We start from the raw sequence: 23,570 nt of genomic DNA, 5'->3' as shown, positions 1-23,570 counted from the left end.
CGACGATTAGGCCGGCTACAACGTGTAGGGCGCATAGGAAGGTGTTGCGCGTCCAGGGGGGGGCTGGGCCGATGCAAGGCATAAGTCAGGGACGATCAGATTCCAAATAACGTTCTTGGGAATCCTACCTCGGTGGGAAGACCCAACGCTGAAAACTGGCAGCCTGGGAAGGTCGGTTTCGAGTCGAATGCCTCAGCAACCTGGTGTATCCAGCGAGAGCTAGGTCCTAGTCGCTGCACAAGAAACCAGATCACCGAGATCAGTCCGTAGACTCGAGAAAGGGCATTGTGATCGAGCGCGAGCTGTTGGAAATAGGGCTCATTGTTCAGTACTGGCAATGGGTTAGCTGAAACCTGATTCCAGATACGTGTGTGGTGAGCACATCTGTTTCGAAGAGTGTTGATGTCCCGGAGCCAGCGCGTAAGCACCCGCGTATCTGTGATCCCCAGTCGGGCCGCGATACGATTCTGGTGGTTACCCTTGAGAATCTCATAGTACTTAGACAGAGTGCCGAAGTCCCATGCTTCAACTGCCACCCAAAAGGGAATGGCTTTGTGTGCCCGCCTGTGCCACTCGATGCAGTCTTCCTGACTGCGATCGACCAAACCCTGTTTACGAAGCTGCCATTCTGACCATGTATTTCGCTTTCGACCACGGCTGTCAGTCCAGTCTTTGGTTTGCTTTGGCTGGATAAACTGGGGGTCGGTGTACGCCATTGGACTGTGGTAGCCGACTTCATGGGCGACTACCGTTCTGATTTGGATCTCAATCCTTTCGATAGCATCCAGCATGAGCTGCCGAAGCTTCTTGTCAAAAAGATAGAGCGCGACCGCATCGTCAAAAGACGCTCCTGCCATGAACTGGTTCTGTCGCAGAGGTTTGCGGGTTACCTGGCAGAAGGCAACGTTGAGTTGTGTGTCCCTCACAAATTCACGAGCAGGAAACCAGTAGCCACTCAGCCGGTAGTAGCCAATCTGCGAAATTTTCCGTTCCGCTCGCTGTGGGTCGGCGACTGCCATTCCCCGCGCAACCAGAAGCGCCACCAGATCAGGGTAGCTTTGGAATGGTTTTGGTGGGGAGAGCTGCTGCAACGTCCATGTCTCAAAAAAAAGAAGGCCCAAACATAATGCTGGACTAGCCAGCACCAGAGGATCGGGCGCGATTGGGACCAATGGTCGACGATGAACATCACTATGTCAACGCAAAATATCGCCGTGAGCCAGGCCCAGTTCCTCCTTCAAGCGCGGCAGGCGCAGGCAGCGCACGCTGTAGCCGTCCAGTCAGGCCTGGATTCACCCCCCAATAAAAACCTTCAACGGCGGCTCATGCATCAGAAAATTCTGGTGCGAGATATTCCAGGCATAAGCCCCCGCAAGGGTAAACACCAGCAAATCACCCATCGCCAGCTGCGCCACCGGTTGTTGCTTGGCCAGCACATCTTTCGGCGTACACAACTGCCCCACCAGCGTAACGGCCTGATCACTGATCTGTGCCGGCTGAGTGCCCCGCAATACCGTAAACGGATGGTCATGACCTTGCGCCGCAGGCGTGCGGAAGTGGTGGGTGCCGCCGCGGCCGATGGCAAAAAACTCGCCGTGGCTTTTTTTGATGTCCAGGACCTGCATGACGTAGTAGCCGCAGGCAGCGCTGATGAAGCGGCCGATCTCGAAGCGGACGCGGGTTGCGCCCATGTCGTATTCGTCGATCAATCCCTTCAGGCCCTGGCAAAACCGTGGCCAGTCGAACGACTGGGCCGCGTCCTGGTAGTTGATACCCATGCCTCCACCGACATTCAATACCGGCAGTTGCAGGTTGTGGTCGGCGCACAGTTGGCGGAAGGTCAGGAAGTAGCTGCGGATGATTTCAAGGTGCGCGTCGACATCCAGTTGGTGCGACAGCAGGTGAAAGTGCAGGCCCTTGAGTTCCAGCGATGGCTCTTCGCGCAGCAATTGCAGGGCGCTTGCCAGGCCTTCTTCATCCAGGCCGAACGGCGTGGGTTTGCCGCCCATGACCAATCGGCTCTGCGGTGCCTGGGCCAGTTTCAGGTTTAGCCGCAGCATCACGGGAGCCCGCACACCGCGCTCGCGGGCGATGCGGGCCAGGCTGCGCAGTTCGGTCACGCTCTCTACGTGAAACGCCGAAATCCGGTACTGCAAGGCAATGTCCAGTTCGCGATCGAGCTTGCCGGGGCCACCGAAGATCAGCGGCTGATCGGGGCACTGCTCATGTAGCCACGTCAGTTCGCCGCCCGAGGCGGCCTCGAAACCGTCCACCCACGGTGCCAGGGTTTTCAGCACCGGGGCTTCCGGGTTGGCCTTGGCGGCGTAGAACAATTCGCAGTTTTCGGGCAGTACCTGACGCATCGCTTTGATGTGCTGCTCAAGCGCGGGAAGGTCGTAGACGTAGGCGCACAAGGGCGCGTCGTGCTCAGTCTTGAGTTGCTCGATGCGTTGGGTAACGGAGGCAGGCAGGCTCATGCGCGTTTCCTCTTTTCAATGATTGCCAGGGGGCTCGGCAGGGAGGTGTAGCCGGCCTCGCGGTCGGCGCGCATCATCAGGCGGGTCATAAAGTTTTCCTTGCTGGGGAAGGGCGCTCCGGCGCACAACTCACGCAGTTCTGGCGGATGGCCAAGGCGCGTGGATTGCACCTGCAGCAGGTTGCCGATGCGCGCCCACAATTGGTCTTCCAGCGAGGCGCTGCCATTGGCCAAATGGAAGATTGCTTCGCCAAGGTTGTTGACCAGTGCGCAGTAGCCCACTCGTTGCCAGGCCTTTTGCGCGCTGTAGTACACCGAGTTACGGGTACGCTCATCCAGTTCGCTCAGGCGCTCGGCGGGCCAGACTTCAGGGACCAGCTTGGTGCCTTCCAGGTCCCGAATCCAGACCTGGCTGGGCAGCCCGTCCTCAGCAAAGCCGATCACCGTATTCTGCAAATGCGGCTCCAGCACGATGCCCTGGCGGAACAGGCAATACAGCACGCCACCGAGCATCTGGCTGGCGTAGGCATCCAGCCAGTTCAGGGTGGCTTGCTCAATGCTCAAGCCGGTGTTGTCGGCGTAGACCTGTACCTGTTGGCGGCAGACACTGCGATTTTGTTGATCCCAGGTGAACAGCGCCATGGCCACTTGCGGCAGATACTGTTCGCGGTCGGCGAGGGAGAGGTTTTCCCGGTAAACGATACCGAAGCATTCGGTGACTTCGCGGGCCTCCTCCAGCGTCCCCAGGGCGCTGAGGTCCAGGCTGGTGGCGCTGGGCTCAGGCATCAACATAAAGCCCGGTTGTTGTGTCGCAAGCTCGTTCATGATCGGGCCGAGCAGGCGAGTGAGGGCGACGGCGCTGTCCAGCTCATACCAGGCGTTCTTGCGCACACAGTTGGTCAGGCGCACGTGCATCGAGAACTTCAAGAAATAAGCCAGCTGCGGATGGTAGAGCGTGCGCACCGACGAGGTTGGGTACATGGCCTGGCCCAGGGGGCCGAGGTATTCGATCAAGCCTTGTTGTTGTGCACGCTGCACCAGCGGGTCGGCCAGCACGCGAGCCACTTCCCAGGGGTGGCACGGGTAGGCGTCGTCGCGCCCCGACAGTTGCTGCAAGGTGCTGCGCGGGTCTTCGCCTTGGTGGCGAATCAGCGTCGGATCGACCTTGAACCAGTGCAGTTGAAAACTCGCCCCGACTTCCGGCGAGCAGGCCAGTAAATCGTCATGAGAGATGCCCTCGCGACTTTTCGGCGTCGGGTGCAGGGCGTGGCCCCACAGCTGATGTTGCTCGGACGCCAGCAAGCTGTCGGCGGCTTCGTTGGCTGGGCGTGAATGACGCAGAAAGGTGCGGGTGATGTGCAGGCTGTTGGCGACCTGTTGCAGCATCTCGCCAACGCGGTCGGCGCCACTGAGCGGTGTGCAGAGCAAGCGCGCCAGTTCGTTGGCTTCCAACGGTTTCCAACTCTGGTTGTTGCCTTTGAAATAAGGCGCGCTGGTGTAGTGGCAACGGCCCAGCAGGCTAGTGCGGCCGGTGCGTACGACCAATCGGCCGCTGGGTAGGCTAATGCTGATGCAACGGCCATTGGCCTGGCGCAGGCTCATCGGCAGATCCTGGGCTTGATAGTCCAGGTCCGCTTCATTGCGTGGCAATGCGTATTCGCGCAAATAGCAATTGAGCAGGCATTCGATGGCATGGCGCTGGGCTTCACCATCGAGGGCATGGTCATGCAGGGATGCAGTGTTCAGCGATGCGGTATTAGCGAGTGTCATGCCGGAATCTCCCGGGAGGTCATCAATAGAGGGCGCGCGAGCACCATGGCCGCCATGGCTGCCAGGCACGCAACAAGAAAGGGCGAGGCGATACCGCAGGTCTGGCTGACCAGCCCGGCCGTGACACCGGCAGCGGTGCCGGCCCATTTGCCACTGGAGTCGAACCAGCCGAACAGGCGGCCGGCGCTGCCTTTGCGGCTGCGTTGGCTCAGGCAACGGTGCAACCCGACAAAACTGAGCAGCATGCCGGCGCCGCTGAGCAGGCGCAGCGCGAACAAAGGCTCGGCCTGTACGCTCCAGAATTGCAGGGCGTTAGAGATTGCCAGCAGCGCCAGCCCCGGTAACAGCAGGTTGCCCTGATGCTTCTGGACCCAGGGCAGGGCCAGCAGGTAAACCAGATGCGGCAGGCTGTAGAGCACGCCGATCAAGACGTCGTTGCCAATGCCCAGTTGCTCGCCAAAGGGCATGAAGTAGGGAAAGGTCACGACCATCGCGAAGCTGAACAGAAACTGCACCGCCAGCAGCCGTGGCATGTCTTGTGGCAGTTCGCCCAAGGCCTCGGCTTTCTTGCTGGCCAAGGCATGTTTAGGCGCGTCGTTGGGCAGCGGCAGGATCAGCACGAAGGCCAAAAGCGGTAACCAGGCCAGATAGCGATACAGGTCCAGCCCCAAGCCTTGCGAGGTCAGCAGCCCCAACAGGATCGGGCCACTGATCATCGCCAGGCGTGCCGAGTACTGCGTCCAGTTCAGGGCGCGGGACAGATCGCCCTCTTTGAACTGGGTCGACAGGTAGGCGTTGGACGCCGCCATCGCGCCGCCGAAGGTGCCCTGGATGATCAACGCCAGGACGAACACCGTCAGATTGGGGCTGAAGCCTGCCAACAGAAAGCCTGCGAACAGCCCGGCATGGGCGCGCAGCAACGAGGTGCGACAACCGTTGCGATCGGCCCAGCGCCCCCAAAGCGGCGCTGCCAGCGCGGTACAGAGTGTCGGCAGTACGAACAGCACCCCGATGGCCCAGCCCGGTGTGTCCGGTGCGAGGTCGGCGAGGATGCGCGGCAGGTACAGCGGGATACCCAGCGCCGTGAAGGCCGACAGGTAATGCCCCAGCAAGACGCTGGTGATCAGGCGTCGTTGCATGGGCCGTCCTCCAGCAGGAAGTTCGCCGCGCTGTAGCCATAGAACTTGTTGATGTCGCTGGCACCGGAATGCGCCTTGCTGAACAGGCTGCCAGCGCTGAGCAGGTATTTCACCGGCAGTTTCGGGCTGTCGAGTAGCCATTGGCGCGCGTCGTGACAGTCGATGCCTTCTGCTTCGAGTTGTGTCAGGCAGCTCGTGAAGCGCTGGCGCAGCGTGCCGTACAGGCTGGATCGAGGAGCCAGGCCTGCGGTCGCAATCGCTTCCAGGATTGCAACGATGTTCAACTGCAAGGTGATGGTGCAGAACATCTCGGCCAACGGCTGGCTGCTGTCGACGCGAATGCGCTCATCCTGCAAGGCGGCGGGCAGATCTGCGAGGTCCGGGCAGGCGTTGGCGAAGCGCTGAGGCCACAGGCGAGCGGCGTCGTTGTCCTTCATCAGCAGGCGCAATGGCAGCCCTGGTTCGAACATCAAAACGGCGTTCTGCTGGTTGGCCTCCAGCGCGATGCCATAGCGCAGCCACAGTCGCAGATGAACCTGCAACAGCACATCGAGATAATCTTCCAGCCACTGTTGCAGCGAGCCTGCATAGAAGCGCTCGGCCAGTTGTTCGAGGAACAGGCGGCCATCGGCAAGCGGGCTTGCCAATGCGGCGACCGGGACCAGCGTGATATTTTCCAGCCCCGTCGGGTAACGGCGCACGATGTAGGACAGGTGGCGACTCTCGGCGGCATGCCCCCCGTGTTTTTCATCGACGTGCAGATAACGGGACGCCAGCGCCGGATCGCGCTCGGTCAAGGCCTGCAAAGTGGTCTGGAACCAGTGACCGTCGTACAACGTGCTGGGTTTGATCAGGCGCAAATTGCGGGCACCGAGTGTGCTGACCAATAGCGGCAGTTTAATGTGCCACTGAGGGTGATCGACGCAAACCACGGTGCGCACGGACAGCGTCGGCTCGACCTGCATGGCGGTACGTGGGGCCTTGAGCGTGCCTTCAGGCAGGCCGTAGTGCTCAAGTTCTCCCCAGGTCAGCGGGTGTACCGGCAACAATGAATGGCTATTTTGCAAGGTTGGTGACAGGCCGACTTCCTCGAAGTCTGGCCAGTGCGCAGGTTGCGGGCTGGTCAAGGTCAGGGCGGTGTTGGGGATCGCCAGCCAGTTGAGTTCGAAGCGCGGTGCAAACTCCGGTGCATAGCCTTTGAGGGCAGCGGAATCGAAGCCGCTTTTAGCTCGGGCCGTTGGATAGAACGGGTGATCCAGGTAGCTCGCCAACTGATCGATTTTCAGCAGCCGCTGCGACCAGTCCGCAAGGTCCGTCACGTTGCTCAGCGCGGTTGCCTGTTGGTGATACGCCTGATTGCACAGGGTCCGGTGTTCGGTCGCGCAATCGGCTTCTTTCAAATACGCCGCGAACAGCGCCAGGCTTTCTTCGTCCAGACCGTGGCCCAGGTGGCTCAGCCAGAGTGAGTATCCGCGTTGAACTTCGGCGTGGTTTTGCGGGGACACCTTGATCCAGGCGTCGCTGGTGCCGATCCAGTCCTGCAATGGATACGCCTTGACCACCGGCAGCCATAGTTCGTCGGCGCCCAGATGGGCGATTCGCAGCCAACTGGCGTCGGGCTGATGCTGCAAACATTGGCTCAGGGCTTCGGGCAGCGGGCCAATCTGTCCTTTGCTGACGATCCCACGGATGTCCTCGCGCAGGCAGCAATCGATGATGCGTCGAGTCATGTACGCCTGATCGGCGGCCTCTGGTTGCAGGCTCATGCCACCACCCATTTCAGGTCGTTCAGGGTCGAATTCAGTTGTGCTTGCAGGCTCGCGTCATCCGGCGCGATCAGTCGCAGTACGCCCACATAGTCTTTATTGGAGTGGCTGATGGTCACGGTGTCACCGGCTTGGTGCAGTGCACGGTAGTCACACCAATGGCCCTCACGCTCAACGTTGAAGCTGTCGCTGGCCTGATCCAGGCGCCCGGAGCGATCGGCCACCAGGTAATGCACGGTGGCTTCGGCTTGCGCCGGTTGCGCCTCGATCAGACTTTCTCCCAAGTGCAGGGCGATGATGCGATCGAACCAACCCTGTGGCAGCAGGCGATCAAGCAGGAACTCGCGCCCGTCGCCGATGCTGCGATAGTTGATCTCAACCAGCACCGGGCCTTGGGCGGTCAGAATGAATTCGCTGTGGCAGACACCAAAATTGACCCCGAACGCGGCCACTTGAGCCAGCGCGGCGCTACGCTGGGCGCGGCTGAGTTGTCCATTCCAGCGAGCGGCGAGTTCTACGAAATGCGGGGGGGGTGAAAGGGTGACGTCGAAGCCACCGATGGCTTGCAGAGTGCGCCCGTCGCCCAGGGTTTCGAGGGTGAACAATGGGCCTTCCATGTAGGCCTCCAGCAACAAGGCGCGGTCCGGTTGCTGCTGCCAGAACTGCTCGCAGTAAGCGCTCAGCTCGGCGGCGTTGTGACACAGCCGGACGTCCAGGCTGGCGACGCCTTCACGAGGCTTGGCGACCACCGGCCAGGGTGCATCGGTCGGTAGCATGGCATTCGAGGTGAGTACCTGGAACCAAGGCCCAGGCAGACCCAGGCGTTGCATGCGCTCGCGCATGGCTGCCTTGTTCTTCGCCGCATAGCACAGCCGCCAGTCCTTGCCCGGGCATTCGAATGCTTCGGCCACGATGGCGGTCGCGGTCTGCAAGTGATCGCTGTTAGAGAACACGGCGCCAGGGCGCAGGCCTTGACTGTTGAGGGCCTCGATGACTGCCAGCGGATTGAACACATCACACTCGATAACCAGCAGTTGCTGCGGCGAAATCTCTGAAGTGGCGAGCAGGCGCCGGTGTTCCTGAGCGTGATCGGTGATGACCACGATCGGCAACCCGCGTTTGTGCGCGGCAGGCAGGAAACCCTCAAGAATTGCAGGGTGGGCGACGTGAGTAAGGATGACGAAAGGACGGTGCATGGCAGTTTCCTGGGGGCAGCAGTTGCCCGTCCCGAAGGATCGGGCAACTGTTTACAGGGGCGCAGGTGCGCGGTTTAGAAGCGGTAGTTGACGCCTAGGGTGAGCGAGCGCTCTGGCGCGGGTTGACGACCCCAAGGGCTGGTGTCGATACCGCGGAAGTAGTACTCGCGGTTGAACAGGTTGCTGACGCCGGCGGATGCGGTCAGGACGCTCTTGTCGGCCAGCAGGAATTCACGCTCGATGGCGGTGTTCCACACCCAGTAGGCAGGCAGCTTGCCCACGCTGGCGGTGGCATCTTCGTTGCGGGAGTTGGCCGCATCGGTGTAGGCGCTGCTGACATACAAGCCGTCGAGGTTGTAGGTCCAGTGCTCGGCAAAACGGTAACGACCGTCAACCGTGAACTGATTGCGCGAGGAGAACGGCACCTCGTTGTCCTTGAAGGTGCCGTTGCGCTGCTTGGCATCGAGGTAGGCGTAGCTGGCGTGCAGGTCCAGGTCACGCATGGCTTCCGGCGTCCAGAAAATCTCGGTCTCGACACCCTGATGACGGGTGCTGCCGAGGTTGACGAAACGGTCGGTCGTGGCGTTGTACGCGATCTGGTCGTCGAAATCGATGCGGTACAGGTTGAAGTCGACGCGCATGCCGTCCCATGGGGTGTAGCGCACACCGGTCTCGTAGTTCCACGCCAGTTCCGCGCCGACATCGCCTTCTTTGACGATCTGCGTGATTTGCGGTGGACGCAGGGACTTTTGGGCGTTGGCATAGACGAACCAGTCGTCGGTCGCCTGGTAGCCTACTGTCAGGCCTGGCAGCCATTCTTCGGATTTGTTCTCGCGGTTGAACCCGGTGATGCCGTCGCTGTAATCCATGCGGGCATTTTCGTAGCGCACGCCGGGGGTGATGGTCAGGCGTTGATCGAGCAGGCTGATGGCGTTGCTGATGTAGAACGCGCGGGCGTCGTCATCAAATTTCCAGTCGCGGAACGGCGCATTCACGCCGGTAGCGATGCTCTGGCGGTTGACCTTGTAGTCGATGTCTTCGCTGACATATCGGGCGCCCAGCAACCAGGTCTGGCCGACGGTGTCGCCATCGATGGTGGCACTGATGCGCGGCTCCGTGCCCCAGACTCTAAAGTCACGTGGGGCGTCCTGTTTGGTCGCCGGCGTACCGTCCGGGGTGAACGGCAGGCCGACCACGAAGTTGCGGTAGCTGTCGTGGGCGAAGTTGGTCCAGCTGAATTCTACCGAGTCGAACGGCCCCATGGCGCCCAGGCGCTGGGTGTAGGTGCCCCAGACGCGATTGGTGTCACCCTCGAAGCGGTCCAGCGGGCGGGTCGATTGGCGTGGATCATCCTTGTAATCCCGAACGCTGAGCGCACCGGCCAGATCCATATCGGCCTTGTAGTGCTGGATGCCGAAACTCAGGTCACGATCGTCGTCGATGTTCCACTGGCCGCGCAGACGGTAGTTCTGCACATCGGTGTCGGAGTGCTCGCGACCGTATTCGCCACTTAAGGTGTTGATGTCCAGTTGCAGGCCGAAGTTGTCGGTCAGGTAGCCGCCGGTGCCCAGGTAGGTGTCCCACAACTGGCGACCGCCAGCATTGAAGGTGGTCTTCTCCTGCAACGTGGTTTCCCAGCGGCGAGGAATCGGCTTGCTGATGAAGTTGATCACCCCGCCAACGTTGTTCGGACCGTATTGCACCGCTGCGCCCCCACGCACGATATCTATACGGTCGACTGTCGCCATGGTCATTGGAAACAGCGACAGGCCTGTCTGGCCGTAAGGCGCCAGTGCCAATGGAATGCCATCTGACAAGGCTTGAATCCGGCCACTGCGGCTCTCGTACAGTCCGCGTACCGAAATCTGCGGCAAGGCGCCGGTGCCGGTTTCGTCAAAGATCTTGACGCCCGGTACCCGTTGCAACGCATCGTCCAGACCGCGGACGCTGGCTTTTTTCAGCTCGCTGGAATCGACAACGCTGCGGCTGCCGGCGTAGGTGCGCACGTCTTCGTCGCTGGCCCAGCGGAGCACATCACCCTGAATCACCATGGGCGCCAGCGACATTTCGTTGGCAGAGCCTGTGGATTGATCGGCGGCCACGGCGGCGTGGCAGATGCCCAGCGTGATAAGGCTGAGTGAAAAATGTAGGGGTGTTGTTATTTTCATTTTGGACTACGTTGGCTTATTTTTACGGTTTGAGAGAGTGCAGGCGGGCTTTCAACGCGTTATACAGCAAGCCTCGGTCTTCACCGGCCAGAAAACTTCGAACCCCGCGAGCGCACCACAGCGAGTTCTGTTCAGCTGTGCGAGGGTTTGCACAGAAAGGGACGGCGGCGCTAAGGCAGGCATCGGCCATGTCTTGCAACATTTGCCAGACTTGAGGGTTGAGCGGGTCAGGCCCAAGACCCAGATCGAGGGACAGATCCAGGGCGCCTTCCATGATCATGCCGACCCCCGGCAGTTGCAGGATCTCGCCCAGCGCTTGGACTCCGGCGCTGCTTTCGATCATGGGAATAATGGGGGTCTGACGATTGGCCAGTTCGATGTATTCGGGGAGTGGCAGGCGACCGAAACCGGTAATACGTCCGCCGGTTATTCCGCGTTTTCCCAAGGGGGGAAAGAAGGCCGCTTCGATGGCGCGCTGAACTTGCGCGGCGCTTTCGGTGCGTGAAAGAACAATGGCTTCGATGCCGGCATCCAGTGCCCGGCCGATCAGTTTTTCGTCCACTTGCGGTATGCGCAGCCAAGGCGAAATGCCAGCAGCCTCACAGGCGCGGACACAATGCATGATGTCTTCTTCTGAGCGCAGTAGATGCTCAAGATCGAGAATCACGAAGTCGTAGCCCGCAAACGCGATCATTTCGCAGAGCAGCGGTGAAGGTAACGAGTTGAGCAAGCCGTAGATATTTTTCCCTTCTTGTAACCGGGGAAATACCGGAGAGATTCGTATCACTGACGCAGGTCCTTTTGGGTCTCGCTCGGATCGGCGTTAATAATAATCATTCTTAAGAATATGTAAATATTTTTTTCCCGAGTGGTGATACTCCGTCAGTGAGGCGGGGGGTAGGACAGTTTCAGCGTCGCCGCCACGTCCAGAATCGCCTTCTCGACCCCATTCAAATGAATGCAGGTCAATTCGATGGCGGCATTCTGATTGCCCGCCTCGATAAACTCGATCAGGCGCAGGTGTTCGTTTTCGCGGCAGGCATCGTGGCGGTCGTCGTCCAGGGCCGCGGCGTAGAGCGAGGTACGGGATATCAGCTTGCGGAACCAGTCCAGCAGCACCGGGTTGTGCAGCGTTGCCGCCAACTTGATATGAAATTCGCCCAGCAAGTGCAGCAATCGATCATGGTCGTGCGCCTTGGCCGCTTCGTCTTCCAGCAGCAAGTGGTCGCGCAGGTCCTGCATGGCGGCGCTGTCGCGGCGTCGGCACAGTTCGCTGACGATACCGATTTCGATCAGGCGCCGGGTTTCGAACAGCAGGCGGATTTCATCGTCGCTGGGCAGCGACACCCAGGCCCCGCGATTGGTCTCGGTGGAGACCAGCCCTTCAGCCTCCAATTGTTTGAGTGCGGCCCGCACGGAGGTGCGACTGACGTCAAAAAGCTCAGCGAGTGAAGCCTCCCCAAGCTTCAGGCCGGGGCGCATCCTACGCTTGCTGATGGCCTCATAGACCCCCTGGTAGACGCGCTCCACGGTGGTTTCCAGCTTCTTGTCCGACACTTGAAAGCTCCTTGTCCAATTAACGGGCCAGCGCCTCACGCTGCCATGTCGGGGTTGGATGCGCAAGGCTGGCAGGCTCGTCATATAAAGGCCCCGCTGCCTGTGCGGCAGCGGGGCCCTCGAGTGTTCGGTATCAGACGTTATTTGGCGCCTGAATTCCCCAGGTGCCTGACGATTTCATCCTTGATTTGAAGGCGCTTTTCTTTATTTCGCTTGACCAGTTCGTCGGCCGTGTAGTTCGCCTCTTTCTCCACAACATCGGCATCGATCGATGCATATTTACTCAACAACGCGCTGAGCTTGGGGTCACTGGCGGTGCGCTTTTCAACTTCTTCCCGTGTCAGCTGCAGGTCTGCGAACAGATCGTGTTTCGTTGGCATCTCGTCACCTCTCCGTTTGAGTGCTGGAGTTATGAACATTCAGGATAGCCGTGATTGCCCGACTCGGCGCTTCAGGCGGTCGGTTCATTGCGCTACCCTATGGTTTCGCTGTAGGAGCAGAGCTTGCTCGCGATGGCATCGCCGCGGTCTATCCAATTACGACGGCGATGGCATCTATCCGATTACGGCGGTGATGCCATCGCGAGCAAGCTCTGCTCCTACCAGCCGATTTAGTTCCGTAAACAAACTATTTGTTACCAAGTTTTTCACAAAAAATTGATGGTTCGCTACCTAGAGTTGCGCAAATCTGGTGCGTCGTGGACGCGAGGTTGCCAGATCACAACTTTATGGGTTAAAGCAGACTCTCATGTTAAGAATCAAAGCCGCGCGCCCCGAGTGGGTCACGCTGATTGCCAGCGTCTTTCTACTTTTCGGCTTCAATATTTACCTGTGGAACCATGTGGTTGAAATCACTCAAGGTTTCGCTCTGCGCGCTGCATTTGGGCTATTGATCCTGGCCATTTTCAATACCGTATTAACACTCTTTGCCTTTCGCTTTGTATTGAAACCTCTGCTGATTCTGTTGTTTTTCATGGGCGCAGGCGTGGCTTACTTCATGAGCCAGTACGGTGTCTTGATTGATATAGGCATGGTTCGCAACACGATGCAGACCAACGCCACCGAAATACGCGACTTGTTGTCGTTAAAACTGGCCGTTTATCTGTTTTTGCTGGGCGTCGTGCCTTCCCTGCTGTTGTGGAAAACCCCTATTGCCTATCGCCGCTGGCCGCGTGAACTGCTCAGCAAGGCATTGGTGATGGTCGCCTCGGTGTGTGTTATTGGCGGGGTTGCGCTGGTGAACTACCAGGGCCTGTCGTCCCTGTTTCGCAACCACCATGAATTGCGCCTGATGGTGGTGCCGAGCAACCTCATCGGCGCCTCGATCAGTTATGCTCGCGAGCAAGTCGCCTCCGCTACGCACCCGTTTAGCCGGATCGGTGAAGATGCCCATAAAGAGGCTGGCTGGCAGCAGCACACCCGCAAGTCGCTGACGGTGCTGGTAGTGGGTGAAAGCGCTCGGGCCGAGAACTTCGGTGTGCTCGGATATGACCGCGATACCACCCCGCAACTGAGCAAGGAAAAGGGCTTGATCGCCTTTACCGACGTGCATTCCTGCGGCACCGAGACCGCTGTGTCGGTCCCTTGCATGTTCTCCAATATGGGCCGCAAGGATTACTCCGCCAGCCAGGCCAAGAACCAGGAAGGCTTGTTGGACGTGCTCAAGCGGGCAGACCTTGATGTTATCTGGCGCGATAACCAGTCTGGCTGCAAGGGCACCTGTGACCGGGTCACCCTGCAAGATGTGAGCAACCTCAAGGACCCGCTGCTGTGTGCCAACAACGAGTGCCGCGACGAGATCCTGTTGCAGGGCTTGCAGCCGTTCATCGACAACCTGAAAAACGACACGGTGCTGGTCTTGCACCAGATGGGCAGCCATGGCCCGGAATACTACAAGCGTTATCCGAAGGAATTTCAGCGCTTCACGCCCGTGTGCCAGAGCAATGCGCTGAACAATTGCAGTCGCGAAAGTATCGTCAACGCCTATGACAACACGCTGGTCTACACCGATCACGTGCTGGCCAGCCTGATCGATATTCTGCGCAGTCGTCAGGACAGCGTGGATACCGCCATGCTGTATTTATCCGACCATGGCGAGTCGCTGGGCGAATACAACCTGTTCCTGCACGGCACCCCCTACATGTTGGCACCGGATCAGCAAAAGCATGTGGCCATGCTGGCCTGGTTTTCTGACGCCTATCAGCGTTCATTCGCCGTCGATACTCAATGCCTGCAAGCCGAACGCAACCAGCCCTTGAGCCAGGACAACCTGTTCCACTCGATGCTGGGGCTGCTGGAAGTCAAAAGCGAAGTCTATCAACCGCACCTGGACCTGTTCGCCCACTGCCGCACGGCCGCGGCGGATGGGGTAATGGCCAAGCAATGATGCGGCGCTTGTTGCAATGGCGGGCGAGCGCCTGAGCCACTTGTGCGTCTGTTGCAGCTACTCTTGTCGAGTCGATGCCCAGCAAAGCCCGGCGCCGATATATACTGCGCGCCATTGTTCAAGGAGAGCCTCGTGGCCATCGACATTCACTGGATACGCGACGACGCCAACCTCGCCAGCCATTGCACGCAATGGCAGCATCTGCCCTACATCGCACTCGACACTGAGTTCATGCGGGTCGACACCTTTTACCCTATCGCCGGCTTGATCCAGGTGGGAGACGGCCAGCGTGCCTTCCTGATCGATCCGTTGACCATCCATGACTGGAGCCCGCTGGCAGCCTTGCTGCAATGCCCGACCGTGATCAAGGTGCTGCACGCCTGCACCGAAGACCTCGAAGTATTGCTGCGCTTGACCGGAAGCCTGCCGGCGCCGCTGTTTGATACCCAATTGGCGGCCGCCTACCTGAACCTTGGTTTTTCGATGGGCTACTCACGCTTGGTGCAAGAAGTACTGGGCATCGAGCTGCCCAAGGGTGAAACGCGCTCAGACTGGCTGCAGCGCCCGCTCTCCGAAACACAGATCAGCTACGCCGCCGAAGATGCGGTGCACTTGGCCGAAGTCTACGAGCAACTGCGCCCCAGACTGTCCGACGAAAAATGTGCCTGGGTGTTGGAAGACGGTGCGGAGCTGGTGGCGCAACTGCAACGGGAGATCGACCCGTACGAGTTGTACCGGGAGGCCAAACTTGCCTGGAAACTTTCCCGTGCTCAGCTGGCGGTGATGCGCGAGCTGTGCGCCTGGCGTGAGCGCGAGGCCCGTGCCCGCGACTTGCCACGCAACCGCATCATCCGCGAGAACGCTTTGTGGCCACTGGCTCGCACCCAGCCGGACAACCTGGCGGCATTGGCCAGGATCGAAGACATGCACCCGCGCACCGTGCGTCAGGACGGCGAATTCCTGCTGGGCCTGGTCAAAGAAGCGGGCAGCGTCCTGCCGACCGAGTGGCCGCCAGCCTTGCCCGAGCCACTGCCGATTGATGCGTCGGTGCTGCTCAAGCAACTGCGTGCCATCGGCCAGGCTGAAGCCGAACGCCTGGGGATCGCACCGGAACTGATGTTGCGCAAGAAAACCCTGGAAGCCCTGCTCAAGACCGGCTTCCCCAATGGCCCTTATCAATTGCCCGATTCGCTGCGCGGCTGGCGCCGTGAGCGGATGGGCCAGGCGCTGCTCGACAGTCTCGCCAGCGCTGGAGAACAACCATGAAACAGATTTGCTCTATCTACAAAAGCCCGAAAAAAAACGAGATGTACCTCTATGTGCGCAAGGCCGATGCCCTCAAGCACATTCCTGAAGGCCTGCTGATGGCGTTCGGCACCCCTCGTCACGCCTTTGACCTGGTGCTTTCGCCCGAGCGTAAACTGGCACGGGAAGACATCGAGGTGGTGCTGGCCAACCTGGACAAGCAGGGTTATCACCTGCAAATGCCACCGGCCGAGGACGAGTACATCGAGCATTTGCCCGAAGAGCTGTTGCGTCGCAACGATCCGGTCTGAGGCCGGGCGCAAACGTCATCGAAAGGTATTTCAGGCCGTGGCTGGCAGCGGAGCGTTCCGCGGCTGGCCGCGGCCTTGGTTTTTGGGAAAGGTTTTACACAGCATGCGTGTTTTGATCGCAGAACAGGATTACGCCCTATACGCCAGCCTGCTGGCCGAGGTTGCACCGCAAATAGACGTGTTGACCAGTGGCGATTCGGCGGTGCTTTCGCAACTGGCCAGCGACTGCCCGGTATGGCTGGGTCAGCCGGACCTGTTGGCCACGTTGCTGCGCCAGGGGCATCAACCGCAATGGCTGCAGTCGACCTGGGCAGGCATCACCCCGTTATTGGCCGAAGGGCTGCAGCGTGACTATCGGCTGACGCGTGCGGTCGGCATCTTTGGCCAGGTCATGGCCGAATACGTCCTCACCTATATGCTCGGCCACGAGCGCGAAGTCTTGGCGCGATTGGTCAGCCAGGTCGAGCGCAAGTGGGACAACCGCACCGGCCCTGGGCTTGCCGGGCGTCGGGTGCTGATCGTTGGCACCGGTGAAATTGGCCAGTGTGTGGCCGAGTTCCTGCAGCCATTCGGGGTCAAGGTCTATGGCATTGCCAGCCAGGCTCGCGAGCAGGCGCCGTTCATTGAAGTGAATGGCATTGATACCTTGGGCAAATGGGTCGGGGAGGTCGATTACGTGATCAACCTGTTGCCGGACACCGCTCCGACCCGCGATCTGTATGATGCGGCGCTGTTTGCCCGGTTCAACCCCGATGCGGTGTTCATCAATGCCGGGCGCGGGGTGGCAGTGGTGGACGCCGATCTGGTCGAAGCATTGACGCTGGGGCACCTGGCTGGCGCGGTGATTGATGTCTGCCGCCAGGAACCTTTGCCGCAACAGCATCCCTTCTGGACGGCCTGGGGCCTGCTGCTGACCGGGCATAGCTCGGCCCCCACCTCACCGGCCGCGATGGTCAAGCTGTTCGTGGAAAACCTTCAGGCCTACCAGCAGGGCGGTTCGATGCGCGGTGAAGTGAACTTCAGCCGCGGCTATTGAAACGCAGTCGAGCGCGTCATGCCTACCGACAGTCGCCAACGCTTGGCCCAAGCCCGCTTGGGCACTAGACTGGCGGCCTTTTCCAGGCACCGCGATCGCAGCGTCATCATTCATTCAGGACTCCTCCACCATGGCCGGCACCGGCGAATCCTTCTGGCTGAGCAAGACCCTTGAGCAACTCAATCCCACTGAGTGGGAGTCGCTGTGCGACGGGTGTGGCCTGTGCTGCCTGCAAAAGCTTGAGGATGAAGACGACAACAGCGTCTATTACACCCGCATCGCTTGCAAACTGTTGGACCTGAAAACCTGCCAGTGCAGCGATTACCCGAACCGAATGGAAAAGGTCCCCGATTGCATTCAGCTCACACCGGGCAAGGCCGACCAGTTCAAGTGGTTGCCGCCGACCTGTGGCTACCGGCTGGTCAGCGAGGGCAAGGATTTGCCACGCTGGCACCATCTGGTCAGCGGTGACCGCAAGCAAGTCCATAAAAAGCGCATTTCCCAATCGGGGCGTATGCTCAGCGAAGAAGCGGTGCCTGAAGACGATTGGGAGGACTACCTGATATTTCGTGCTGGTTGAGTCCGCCGGGTGACGTAGGAGCCGGGCTTGCCCGCGAGAGGCCATGCCTGACACACCGCGGTGGCTTTATCGCCGGCAAGCCATGCTCCTATGTATGGACTCGCCCCCACTATCAACCCGCTTTTGAACACTGCTACCCGGCTGCATCTATGTATAAGGCCTACTCGAGGAAGCCTGATCGGCTTCTGGCCAACATTCAATAAGCTCGCGGTATGCCAATTACGTTAAGGCCTCAAGGGCCAGTAGGAGCACAGGCATCAATCCGCGACGGTCTGACCTGGGGTCAATGTTCTTTAGCAAGGGTTGGAGCGCTTTAACGCCCCGGTGGCAGAACTCTGTGGATCAGTGACTCATCGTCGCCTCCTGGACATTGCCCATGTGGCGACGATAGGTCTGCTCGGTTTTCAGTAATACCCAGACGATGCGTAGGGTACGGTTGGCCAATCGGACGGCCGTTTCCTTGCGACCCAAGCGACACAGCCAGCGCAGCAAGCGCCGGTCATCGGGTTGTTCCGAATCAGGCCGCACCTGTCTCAAGACCGCATGCGCGCCCTGGATCGCCAGGCTGCGTAGGTAGGCGTCGCCCTGCTTGCTCATCTTGCCCAGCCGGATTTTCTGTCCGCTGCTGTGCTGAGTGGGCACCAAACCAAAGTAGGCGGCAAACTGGCGTGCGTTGGCGAAGCGCTCAGGCTCGACCTGCTTGGCCAGCAGCGCGGTGGCGATGATCGGACCGATGCCACGCACCGTCATCAACCTTTTCGCCGTCTCATCCTGCTGTGCGGCCGTTTCCAGTCGGCCGGTCAACACGCTGACGCGCTCGCCCAACTGGCTCCATTCGCCGAGCAGCTCAGCAATCAGCTCGCGCAGCAGATCCGGCAGCGGCTGGGTGGCATCCTCGAGTATCCGCGGCACCACCCGGCTGATCGCCGCCTCACCTTGCGCCAAGGCCACGCCATGCTCGAGCAGCAAGCCACGCATCTGATTACCCATGGCCGTGCGCCGCCGCACATAGCCCTGGCGGGCGCGATGCAGTGCCTGCATGGCCAGCGCCGCGGCACTTTTGACCGGCACTGAGACAATCCGACTATCTCGACCCGCCCGCAAGATCGCATGTGCATCGTTGCGATCATTCTTCGGCCCGCTGCGATGATCGGCCACATGCTGCGCAGGCAGGATCCGCACCGGGTTGCCTTGGGCCTGCAGCAACCGCGCCCATGCCTGAGCGCCTGGGCCTGTTTCCATCAGCACCATGACGCTCATGGGCAGTTGGCGAAGAAACGCCTGGAAGGCTTCGCGCGATTTGATTCGGTCCTCGTACACCACTTGGCCCAGGGCGTTTTCCCCGGCCACCTGGAAGACCCTCTTGGCAAGATCTACCGAGACGGTCGAACAGGTTGCTAGGTCGGCTGAAGACAAAGAGTGATTGTTGGTCGTATGCTTTTTCATGGGCTCGCCCTCGCTGTCGTTGGCTTCTTTATAGATGCCACCGTGGCGCATAGACGCCTCGGTTGGGGCGAGTCCATGTAATTACGGGTTCTCCAAAGAGTCTCTACCCGTCACCGTCGCTGACCCGGCTGCTGCCCTGGCGCTGGATTTGAGCATGCCCAGTTCTTCCCCGGCCCGTTCGATACGAACGCGCGCGGCATCGAAATCGCGACGGCTTTTCTCAAGCAAGCTCTTGGTGGCGCTATGGCCGGTCAGGCCCCGTGCCAGGGCTACGCCTCCAATGGCGATTTGCACCAGCCCGAACAGGCCACCCCGGCGCAGGCCTTTGCCGACCATGATCACGCCGCCTGCCACTGAAGAGGCGCGCTCCCAGCCGTGTACATTGTGCTCGGTCTTGCTCTGCAAAGGGGTGGGCTCGATCAGCTCCACGGGGTCGCGGTCGCGCATGTTCAATCTCCTAGGCAATGCGGCGAGGGTGATATTCAACTGACTGCTCGGCGCCGATGCTGTTCCATCGGGCTGGGCATTTGTCACTTGAATTTTGGCCCCGAGCGGGTATTCAGGCCCTTGGCCATGCGATCGTAAAGCACCACGTTGACCGTGGCGGCCAGGTTCATGCAGCCGGTGGTCGGGATATAGATGGTTTCTTCGCACCAGTCGCGCACGTCCTGATCCAGCGTGCCGTCTTCCGGGCCGAAGATATAGATGGCACGGTCGGGGTGGGTGTATTCAGGTAAAGAGCGAGCGCCCTCGACCAACTCCACCGCGACCGGCGTGCAGCCCAGCGGAATGATTTTTTGCAAATCGTCGATACCGATCAGCGGGATGTCGTAATGCACCCGCTTGGTGTCGGTGACGAAATCGCGCGCGCGTTCATAGCGCTTGCCGGTGTAGAACACCGAGTTCACGCCATAACAACCGGCGGCGCGCATCACCGAGCCGACGTTTTCCGCTGATTTGGGGTTGAACAGACCGATGCAGCTATACCGTTTATTCGCCACAAGCCTGGGCCCTTGAGAAAAAGCGCGATTATACGGTGTCGCTGCGTTGCATTCAGTCTTTCTTCATCAGGTCGGCCAGGGCGGCAAAGGGGTTGTGCGTGACCTTGGCCGTCTTGGGCGTGCCCAGCGAGCCGTCGGAAAAATACTGCTGGTCGGTATAACGTGAGTGCTCGTTATCGTGGCAGTACAGGCACAACAACTCCCAATTGGAGCCATCCTGGGGATTGTTGTCGTGGTTGTGGTCACGGTGATGAACGGTCAGTTCGCTCAAGCGCTTGCCGGAAAACTCCCGGGCGCAACGGCCACAGACATGCGGGTACATTTTCAGGGCTTTGTCGCGGTAGCCCATTTCGCGGTCGCGCTGGGCATCGGCCAGGATGCGGTCGAGCTTGGAAGTGTTGGAAGGAGGTGTTGCGGTGCTCATGGTCTCACCTTGAAGGCTTTTTCACGGGTTTGAATCAAGTCTAGCGCGTTCGCCTAAGTTTCGGGCAGGCAACTTTCAGGCTTTGGAGTAGCCTAAGCAGTGCCAGGTGTCTCTGGCGAGAGAGGCTTTGATGATGCGTGCACTCGTGTGGCTGATAGCGGCCGGAGCAATGGCGAGTCTGTGGGTCAGTTGCGGGGTTGGCGCCGAGGATCTGCAGCCTCGGCCCGTCACCATTGCACCGCCGGGGTCGCCCGGTACGGCAACGCCGACACCCTATCCGCAGGTGGGGATCCCGAGTGTGCCCAGGGCTGGCGGCATCATCGGCGGCAATGCACCGTTGTTGCCACCGATCAAAGTGCCTGGGCCGCCGCCCAAGGATCAGCCGCTACCCGGCCTGATACCGGACGACGAACGGTCGAGCGAAGACGCAGGCCAGAAGGTCAAGCCAACCCCAAGGCCTTGAACACAAAACCGTACTCCAGCGCGACATCGCGCAGCCCTTGGTAGCGACCGCTCATGCCGCCGTGGCCCGCGCCCAGTTCAGTCTTGAGCAGCAAGAGGTTGCTGTCGGTCTTGAGCGTGCGCAGCTTGGCCACCCACTTGGCCGCTTCCCAATATTGCACGCGACTGTCGTTGTAGCCGGCGATCACCAGCATGGCCGGGTAGGCCTGGGCGCTCACGTTTTCATAGGGCGCATAGCCTTTGATTCGATCAAAGACCTCCGGCTCTTGCGGATTGCCCCATTCGTCGTATTCGGTGACGGTCAACGGCAGCTCCGGGTCGAGCATGGTGTTGAGCACATCGACGAATGGCACTTCAGCAATGGCGGCAGCAAATAGCTCAGGGCGCTGATTGAGCACCGCACCTATCAACAGGCCGCCCGCGCTGCCACCGCTGATCACCAACTGATCGGAGCGGGTAAAGCCTGCAGCGATCAGGTGTTCGGCACAGGCAATAAAGTCGGTAAAGGTATTAGTCTTGTGCTCTTTCTTGCCTGCCCGGTACCAGGCCTCGCCCAGCTCGCCGCCGCCGCGTACATGGGCGATGGCAAAGGCCACACCCCGTTCGAGCAGGCTCAAGCGGGCATGAGAAAACCAGGGGTCCAGGCTCTCACCGTAGGCGCCATAGCCATACAGGTACAACGGCACCGCCTGGCCCAGGTCCTGGCGACGCTGCACTAGGCTGATCGGCACCTGCGTGCCGTCCGCGGCGGTCGCCCATAGGCGCTGGCTGACATAATCCTCGGCGGCAAACGGGCCGAGTACCGGGGTTTCCTTGAGCACCACCTGGGCACCGTCGACCAACGTCAGCTGGCGTACCTGGGCAGGGCGATTGAGCGATTCGTAGCGCAGGCGAATGGTGGCGCTTTCAAACTCCAGCGAGTCCTGGACATGCAGGCTGTAGACCGCATCAGGCAGTTCCACCTGATAAACCGAACCCCCGCGTGGATGTACCTCGATGATCGGCAAGCCGCCTTCGCGCAGGCTCAGGGTCAGGCCGCCAGCATTCAGGCTTACCCCTTCGAGCATGATGGCGTCACGGTGGCCGATCAGCGGCTGCCACTGGGCGCGCGTGGGGACGCCCTGATCTGTGGCGGTGTACAGCGCGAAGTTGATGCCGTCCTGGTTGGTGCGGATAAACCAGCTCCAGTTTCCGTCGAGCTGGCCGTGATCGGGGTAGTACTCATGGCCTTCGAGCCGAGGCGCCAGGCACATGAACGGTTGCTGTGGGTAGTCGGCATCCAGTACCCAGGCTTCGCTGGTGGTCTTGCTATTGAGCAGCAGCACCAACTGGCGTTCCGAACTTGAACGGTAGCAGTGCAGGAAAAAGCGCCCATCGGATTCCTCGAAGATTTTCTCGGCCGTGGCGCTACCCAGCACGTGGCGATACAGCATGTGCGGGCGGTGGGTTTCGTCCAGTTCGGTAAAGAACAGGGTCTGGCTGTCGTTGGCCCAGGTCATGCTGCCGTCGCAATCGTCGAACGGCAGCTCGGTGATTGCACCGCTTTGCAGCTCCTTGACGTACAGGCGATAGATTTCATCGCCGCTGGTGTCCAGGCTGTAGGCCAGGCGCTGGTGATCGGGGCTGATATTGAAGGTGCCCAGCGAGAGAAAGCCGCCGGCCGCCAACTCGTTAGGGTCGAGTAGCATTTGCTCCTGGCTTTCCTCCACCCGCAGGCTGCCGTCGCTTGGACGTGGGCAGCGATAGTGACGAGCATATTCGTCACCGGCCGTGGTGCGGGTGTAATACAGGAAGGGGCCCCAGGGCGAAGGCAGCGACAGATCGGTTTCGCGGATACGGCCTTTGATTTCTTCAAACAGTTGTTCGCGCAGCTCGGCCTGGTCGGCCAATTGCGCTTCCTGGTAGGCGTTTTCAGCCTTGAGATAGTCGAGTACCTCAACGCTGTCGCGCTCCTGTAGCCAGGCGTAAGGGTCGGTGCCTTGGGCCTGGCGGGCGATTGGGGCGATAGGGAATGCGGGCATGCGCGGCTCTCTTGAACTTGGCAGGGGTGAGCGTTCGGCGGTGCCTGGAGGTTGGGCGCGCCGAGTCGCTCAAAAGTCGTTATCATAAGCGCCTGTTTGCCTACCTGCCATGGAAGCCATGACCGAGAACGATTATCTGCTCGCCTGGGGCCTTTATGCCTTTGCCGCCTTGGGCTGCCTGTTGGTATGGCTGCGCTTGACCCGCTGGATGTGGCGTTGGTTGCGTGAGCCACTGCGTGTGTTGATGGCCGTACTGCTACTGACGCCAACCATCATTGACCCGGTCAAGGAAAAGTTCGCCCCTGCCATTGCCATCACCGCCCTGGACTTGATGTTCAAGGTCGGCAATAACGCCTGGCGAGCGATTGCCGACCTTGCCATGTACGCCATGATCGCCTTTGGGCTTTATCTGCTGTACGTGGTGGTGCGTTGGGCATTGCAGCGCCGTGCACACACGGCTGCCCCGGTCGATGAGCCGCCCATGCCCGATGAGCCTTTTTCTGCCAATGGTGACGACCGCTACGGGCGCACTCCGCCTGCGGCACCCTCCCCAGTGGGCCGCGCCCGGGTCGAACCGCGCCTGTAAG

At 60.2% G+C, this 23,570-nt stretch carries 22 protein-coding genes; 7 read left to right on the top strand and 15 right to left on the bottom strand.

The genetic code is table 11. From position 1 onward, the window contains the following. Window positions 1-95 precede the first annotated feature (95 nt). The 10 genes from AC3IX4_RS22660 to AC3IX4_RS22615 form a co-directional block, all read right to left on the bottom strand. On the bottom strand, window positions 96-1,091 hold the full coding sequence (locus tag AC3IX4_RS22660; RefSeq protein ID WP_489257598.1) for an Abi family protein: 996 nt from the start codon (window positions 1,089-1,091) through the stop codon (window positions 96-98). A gap of 201 nt (window positions 1,092-1,292) precedes the next feature. Then, window positions 1,293-2,477, bottom strand: coding sequence for a type III PLP-dependent enzyme (locus AC3IX4_RS22655; protein ID WP_489257597.1), 1,185 nt, complete (start codon window positions 2,475-2,477; stop codon window positions 1,293-1,295). Beyond that, on the bottom strand, window positions 2,474-4,246 hold the full coding sequence (locus AC3IX4_RS22650) for an IucA/IucC family protein (RefSeq protein ID WP_489257596.1): 1,773 nt from the start codon (window positions 4,244-4,246) through the stop codon (window positions 2,474-2,476). The genes AC3IX4_RS22655 and AC3IX4_RS22650 overlap by 4 nt, the downstream gene beginning before the upstream one ends. Then, complete coding sequence (locus tag AC3IX4_RS22645; protein WP_489257595.1) at window positions 4,243-5,385, bottom strand: MFS transporter; 1,143 nt, start codon at window positions 5,383-5,385, stop codon at window positions 4,243-4,245. The genes AC3IX4_RS22650 and AC3IX4_RS22645 overlap by 4 nt, the downstream gene beginning before the upstream one ends. After that, window positions 5,370-7,151, bottom strand: coding sequence for an IucA/IucC family protein (locus AC3IX4_RS22640; protein ID WP_489257594.1), 1,782 nt, complete (start codon window positions 7,149-7,151; stop codon window positions 5,370-5,372). The genes AC3IX4_RS22645 and AC3IX4_RS22640 overlap by 16 nt, the downstream gene beginning before the upstream one ends. Then, on the bottom strand, window positions 7,148-8,347 hold the full coding sequence (locus AC3IX4_RS22635) for an ATP-grasp domain-containing protein (protein WP_489257593.1): 1,200 nt from the start codon (window positions 8,345-8,347) through the stop codon (window positions 7,148-7,150). The genes AC3IX4_RS22640 and AC3IX4_RS22635 overlap by 4 nt, the downstream gene beginning before the upstream one ends. Window positions 8,348-8,421: 74 nt before the next feature. Then, window positions 8,422-10,515 carry a TonB-dependent receptor family protein gene (locus tag AC3IX4_RS22630; RefSeq protein ID WP_489257592.1) on the bottom strand — a complete coding sequence of 698 codons (2,094 nt, stop codon included), beginning with the start codon at window positions 10,513-10,515 and terminating at the stop codon, window positions 8,422-8,424. Window positions 10,516-10,537: 22 nt separating this feature from the next. After that, window positions 10,538-11,302: an HpcH/HpaI aldolase family protein gene (locus AC3IX4_RS22625; protein ID WP_489257591.1), complete on the bottom strand. Its 765-nt coding sequence runs from the start codon at window positions 11,300-11,302 to the stop codon at window positions 10,538-10,540. A gap of 95 nt (window positions 11,303-11,397) precedes the next feature. After that, complete coding sequence (locus tag AC3IX4_RS22620; protein ID WP_489257590.1) at window positions 11,398-12,072, bottom strand: GntR family transcriptional regulator; 675 nt, start codon at window positions 12,070-12,072, stop codon at window positions 11,398-11,400. A gap of 140 nt (window positions 12,073-12,212) precedes the next feature. Then, window positions 12,213-12,491 carry a hypothetical protein gene (locus tag AC3IX4_RS22615; RefSeq protein WP_489257589.1) on the bottom strand — a complete coding sequence of 93 codons (279 nt, stop codon included), beginning with the start codon at window positions 12,489-12,491 and terminating at the stop codon, window positions 12,213-12,215. Window positions 12,492-12,819: 328 nt separating this feature from the next. On the opposite strand from AC3IX4_RS22615, the gene AC3IX4_RS22610 reads away from it, so the two are divergent. From AC3IX4_RS22610 to AC3IX4_RS22590, 5 genes are all read left to right on the top strand, one after another. Beyond that, the gene (locus AC3IX4_RS22610; RefSeq protein ID WP_489257588.1) at window positions 12,820-14,457 is read left to right on the top strand and encodes a phosphoethanolamine transferase; all 1,638 of its coding nucleotides are present in this window, start codon (window positions 12,820-12,822) and stop codon (window positions 14,455-14,457) included. Window positions 14,458-14,589: 132 nt separating this feature from the next. Further along, window positions 14,590-15,723 carry a ribonuclease D gene (rnd, locus tag AC3IX4_RS22605; RefSeq protein WP_489257587.1) on the top strand — a complete coding sequence of 378 codons (1,134 nt, stop codon included), beginning with the start codon at window positions 14,590-14,592 and terminating at the stop codon, window positions 15,721-15,723. Further along, window positions 15,720-16,013, top strand: coding sequence for a YcgL domain-containing protein (locus AC3IX4_RS22600; protein WP_489257586.1), 294 nt, complete (start codon window positions 15,720-15,722; stop codon window positions 16,011-16,013). Before rnd ends, AC3IX4_RS22600 begins: the two co-directional genes overlap by 4 nt. Before the next feature lie 103 nt (window positions 16,014-16,116). Next, a complete protein-coding gene (locus AC3IX4_RS22595; protein WP_489257585.1) occupies window positions 16,117-17,049 on the top strand; it encodes a D-2-hydroxyacid dehydrogenase in 933 nt (310 codons plus the stop codon). 130 nt (window positions 17,050-17,179) lie between these two features. Beyond that, on the top strand, window positions 17,180-17,629 hold the full coding sequence (locus AC3IX4_RS22590; protein ID WP_489257584.1) for a YcgN family cysteine cluster protein: 450 nt from the start codon (window positions 17,180-17,182) through the stop codon (window positions 17,627-17,629). A 342-nt stretch (window positions 17,630-17,971) separates the two neighbouring features. Here AC3IX4_RS22590 and AC3IX4_RS22585 read toward each other — a convergent pair whose 3' ends face one another. The 4 genes from AC3IX4_RS22585 to AC3IX4_RS22570 form a co-directional block, all read right to left on the bottom strand. After that, the gene (locus AC3IX4_RS22585; RefSeq protein WP_489261185.1) at window positions 17,972-19,075 is read right to left on the bottom strand and encodes an IS110 family RNA-guided transposase; all 1,104 of its coding nucleotides are present in this window, start codon (window positions 19,073-19,075) and stop codon (window positions 17,972-17,974) included. An 81-nt stretch (window positions 19,076-19,156) separates the two neighbouring features. Continuing rightward, window positions 19,157-19,522, bottom strand: coding sequence for a YgaP family membrane protein (locus AC3IX4_RS22580; protein WP_489257583.1), 366 nt, complete (start codon window positions 19,520-19,522; stop codon window positions 19,157-19,159). A gap of 83 nt (window positions 19,523-19,605) precedes the next feature. Beyond that, a complete protein-coding gene (locus AC3IX4_RS22575) occupies window positions 19,606-20,076 on the bottom strand; it encodes an RNA methyltransferase (RefSeq protein ID WP_489257582.1) in 471 nt (156 codons plus the stop codon). 52 nt (window positions 20,077-20,128) lie between these two features. Continuing rightward, window positions 20,129-20,500, bottom strand: coding sequence for a YajD family HNH nuclease (locus tag AC3IX4_RS22570; RefSeq protein ID WP_489257581.1), 372 nt, complete (start codon window positions 20,498-20,500; stop codon window positions 20,129-20,131). Window positions 20,501-20,630: 130 nt separating this feature from the next. Between AC3IX4_RS22570 and AC3IX4_RS22565 the strand changes: the two genes are divergently transcribed. Beyond that, the gene (locus AC3IX4_RS22565; protein WP_489257580.1) at window positions 20,631-20,963 is read left to right on the top strand and encodes a hypothetical protein; all 333 of its coding nucleotides are present in this window, start codon (window positions 20,631-20,633) and stop codon (window positions 20,961-20,963) included. Here the strand turns inward: AC3IX4_RS22565 and AC3IX4_RS22560 are convergent. Then, entirely contained in the window at window positions 20,941-22,983 is a 2,043-nt protein-coding gene (locus AC3IX4_RS22560; RefSeq protein WP_489257579.1) for a S9 family peptidase, read from the bottom strand. The two genes, AC3IX4_RS22565 and AC3IX4_RS22560, sit on opposite strands and share 23 nt — an antisense overlap. 109 nt (window positions 22,984-23,092) lie before the next feature. Between AC3IX4_RS22560 and AC3IX4_RS22555 the strand changes: the two genes are divergently transcribed. Beyond that, window positions 23,093-23,569: an MFS transporter gene (locus tag AC3IX4_RS22555; protein WP_489257578.1), complete on the top strand. Its 477-nt coding sequence runs from the start codon at window positions 23,093-23,095 to the stop codon at window positions 23,567-23,569. Window position 23,570: the final 1 nt, after the last annotated feature.

Source organism: Pseudomonas sp. KH_021 (genome assembly GCF_057838865.1).
This window is presented reverse-complemented; position numbering and strand designations above follow the sequence as displayed.

Excerpts from the sequence above, each read along its gene's own strand:
- AC3IX4_RS22655 (WP_489257597.1), bottom strand. The coding sequence starts at position 2,477 with ATGAGCCTGCCTGCCTCCGTTACCCAACGCATCGAGCAACTCAAGACT.
- AC3IX4_RS22650 (WP_489257596.1), bottom strand. The coding sequence starts at position 4,246 with ATGACACTCGCTAATACCGCATCGCTGAACACTGCATCCCTGCATGAC.
- AC3IX4_RS22645 (WP_489257595.1), bottom strand. The coding sequence starts at position 5,385 with ATGCAACGACGCCTGATCACCAGCGTCTTGCTGGGGCATTACCTGTCG.
- AC3IX4_RS22640 (WP_489257594.1), bottom strand. The coding sequence starts at position 7,151 with ATGAGCCTGCAACCAGAGGCCGCCGATCAGGCGTACATGACTCGACGC.
- AC3IX4_RS22635 (WP_489257593.1), bottom strand. The coding sequence starts at position 8,347 with ATGCACCGTCCTTTCGTCATCCTTACTCACGTCGCCCACCCTGCAATT.
- AC3IX4_RS22630 (WP_489257592.1), bottom strand. The coding sequence starts at position 10,515 with ATGAAAATAACAACACCCCTACATTTTTCACTCAGCCTTATCACGCTG.
- AC3IX4_RS22615 (WP_489257589.1), bottom strand. The coding sequence starts at position 12,491 with ATGTTCATAACTCCAGCACTCAAACGGAGAGGTGACGAGATGCCAACG.
- AC3IX4_RS22610 (WP_489257588.1), top strand. The coding sequence starts at position 12,820 with ATGTTAAGAATCAAAGCCGCGCGCCCCGAGTGGGTCACGCTGATTGCC.
- AC3IX4_RS22600 (WP_489257586.1), top strand. The coding sequence starts at position 15,720 with ATGAAACAGATTTGCTCTATCTACAAAAGCCCGAAAAAAAACGAGATG.
- AC3IX4_RS22595 (WP_489257585.1), top strand. The coding sequence starts at position 16,117 with ATGCGTGTTTTGATCGCAGAACAGGATTACGCCCTATACGCCAGCCTG.
- AC3IX4_RS22590 (WP_489257584.1), top strand. The coding sequence starts at position 17,180 with ATGGCCGGCACCGGCGAATCCTTCTGGCTGAGCAAGACCCTTGAGCAA.
- AC3IX4_RS22585 (WP_489261185.1), bottom strand. The coding sequence starts at position 19,075 with ATGAAAAAGCATACGACCAACAATCACTCTTTGTCTTCAGCCGACCTA.
- AC3IX4_RS22580 (WP_489257583.1), bottom strand. The coding sequence starts at position 19,522 with ATGCGCGACCGCGACCCCGTGGAGCTGATCGAGCCCACCCCTTTGCAG.
- AC3IX4_RS22570 (WP_489257581.1), bottom strand. The coding sequence starts at position 20,500 with ATGAGCACCGCAACACCTCCTTCCAACACTTCCAAGCTCGACCGCATC.
- AC3IX4_RS22565 (WP_489257580.1), top strand. The coding sequence starts at position 20,631 with ATGATGCGTGCACTCGTGTGGCTGATAGCGGCCGGAGCAATGGCGAGT.
- AC3IX4_RS22560 (WP_489257579.1), bottom strand. The coding sequence starts at position 22,983 with ATGCCCGCATTCCCTATCGCCCCAATCGCCCGCCAGGCCCAAGGCACC.
- AC3IX4_RS22555 (WP_489257578.1), top strand. The coding sequence starts at position 23,093 with ATGGAAGCCATGACCGAGAACGATTATCTGCTCGCCTGGGGCCTTTAT.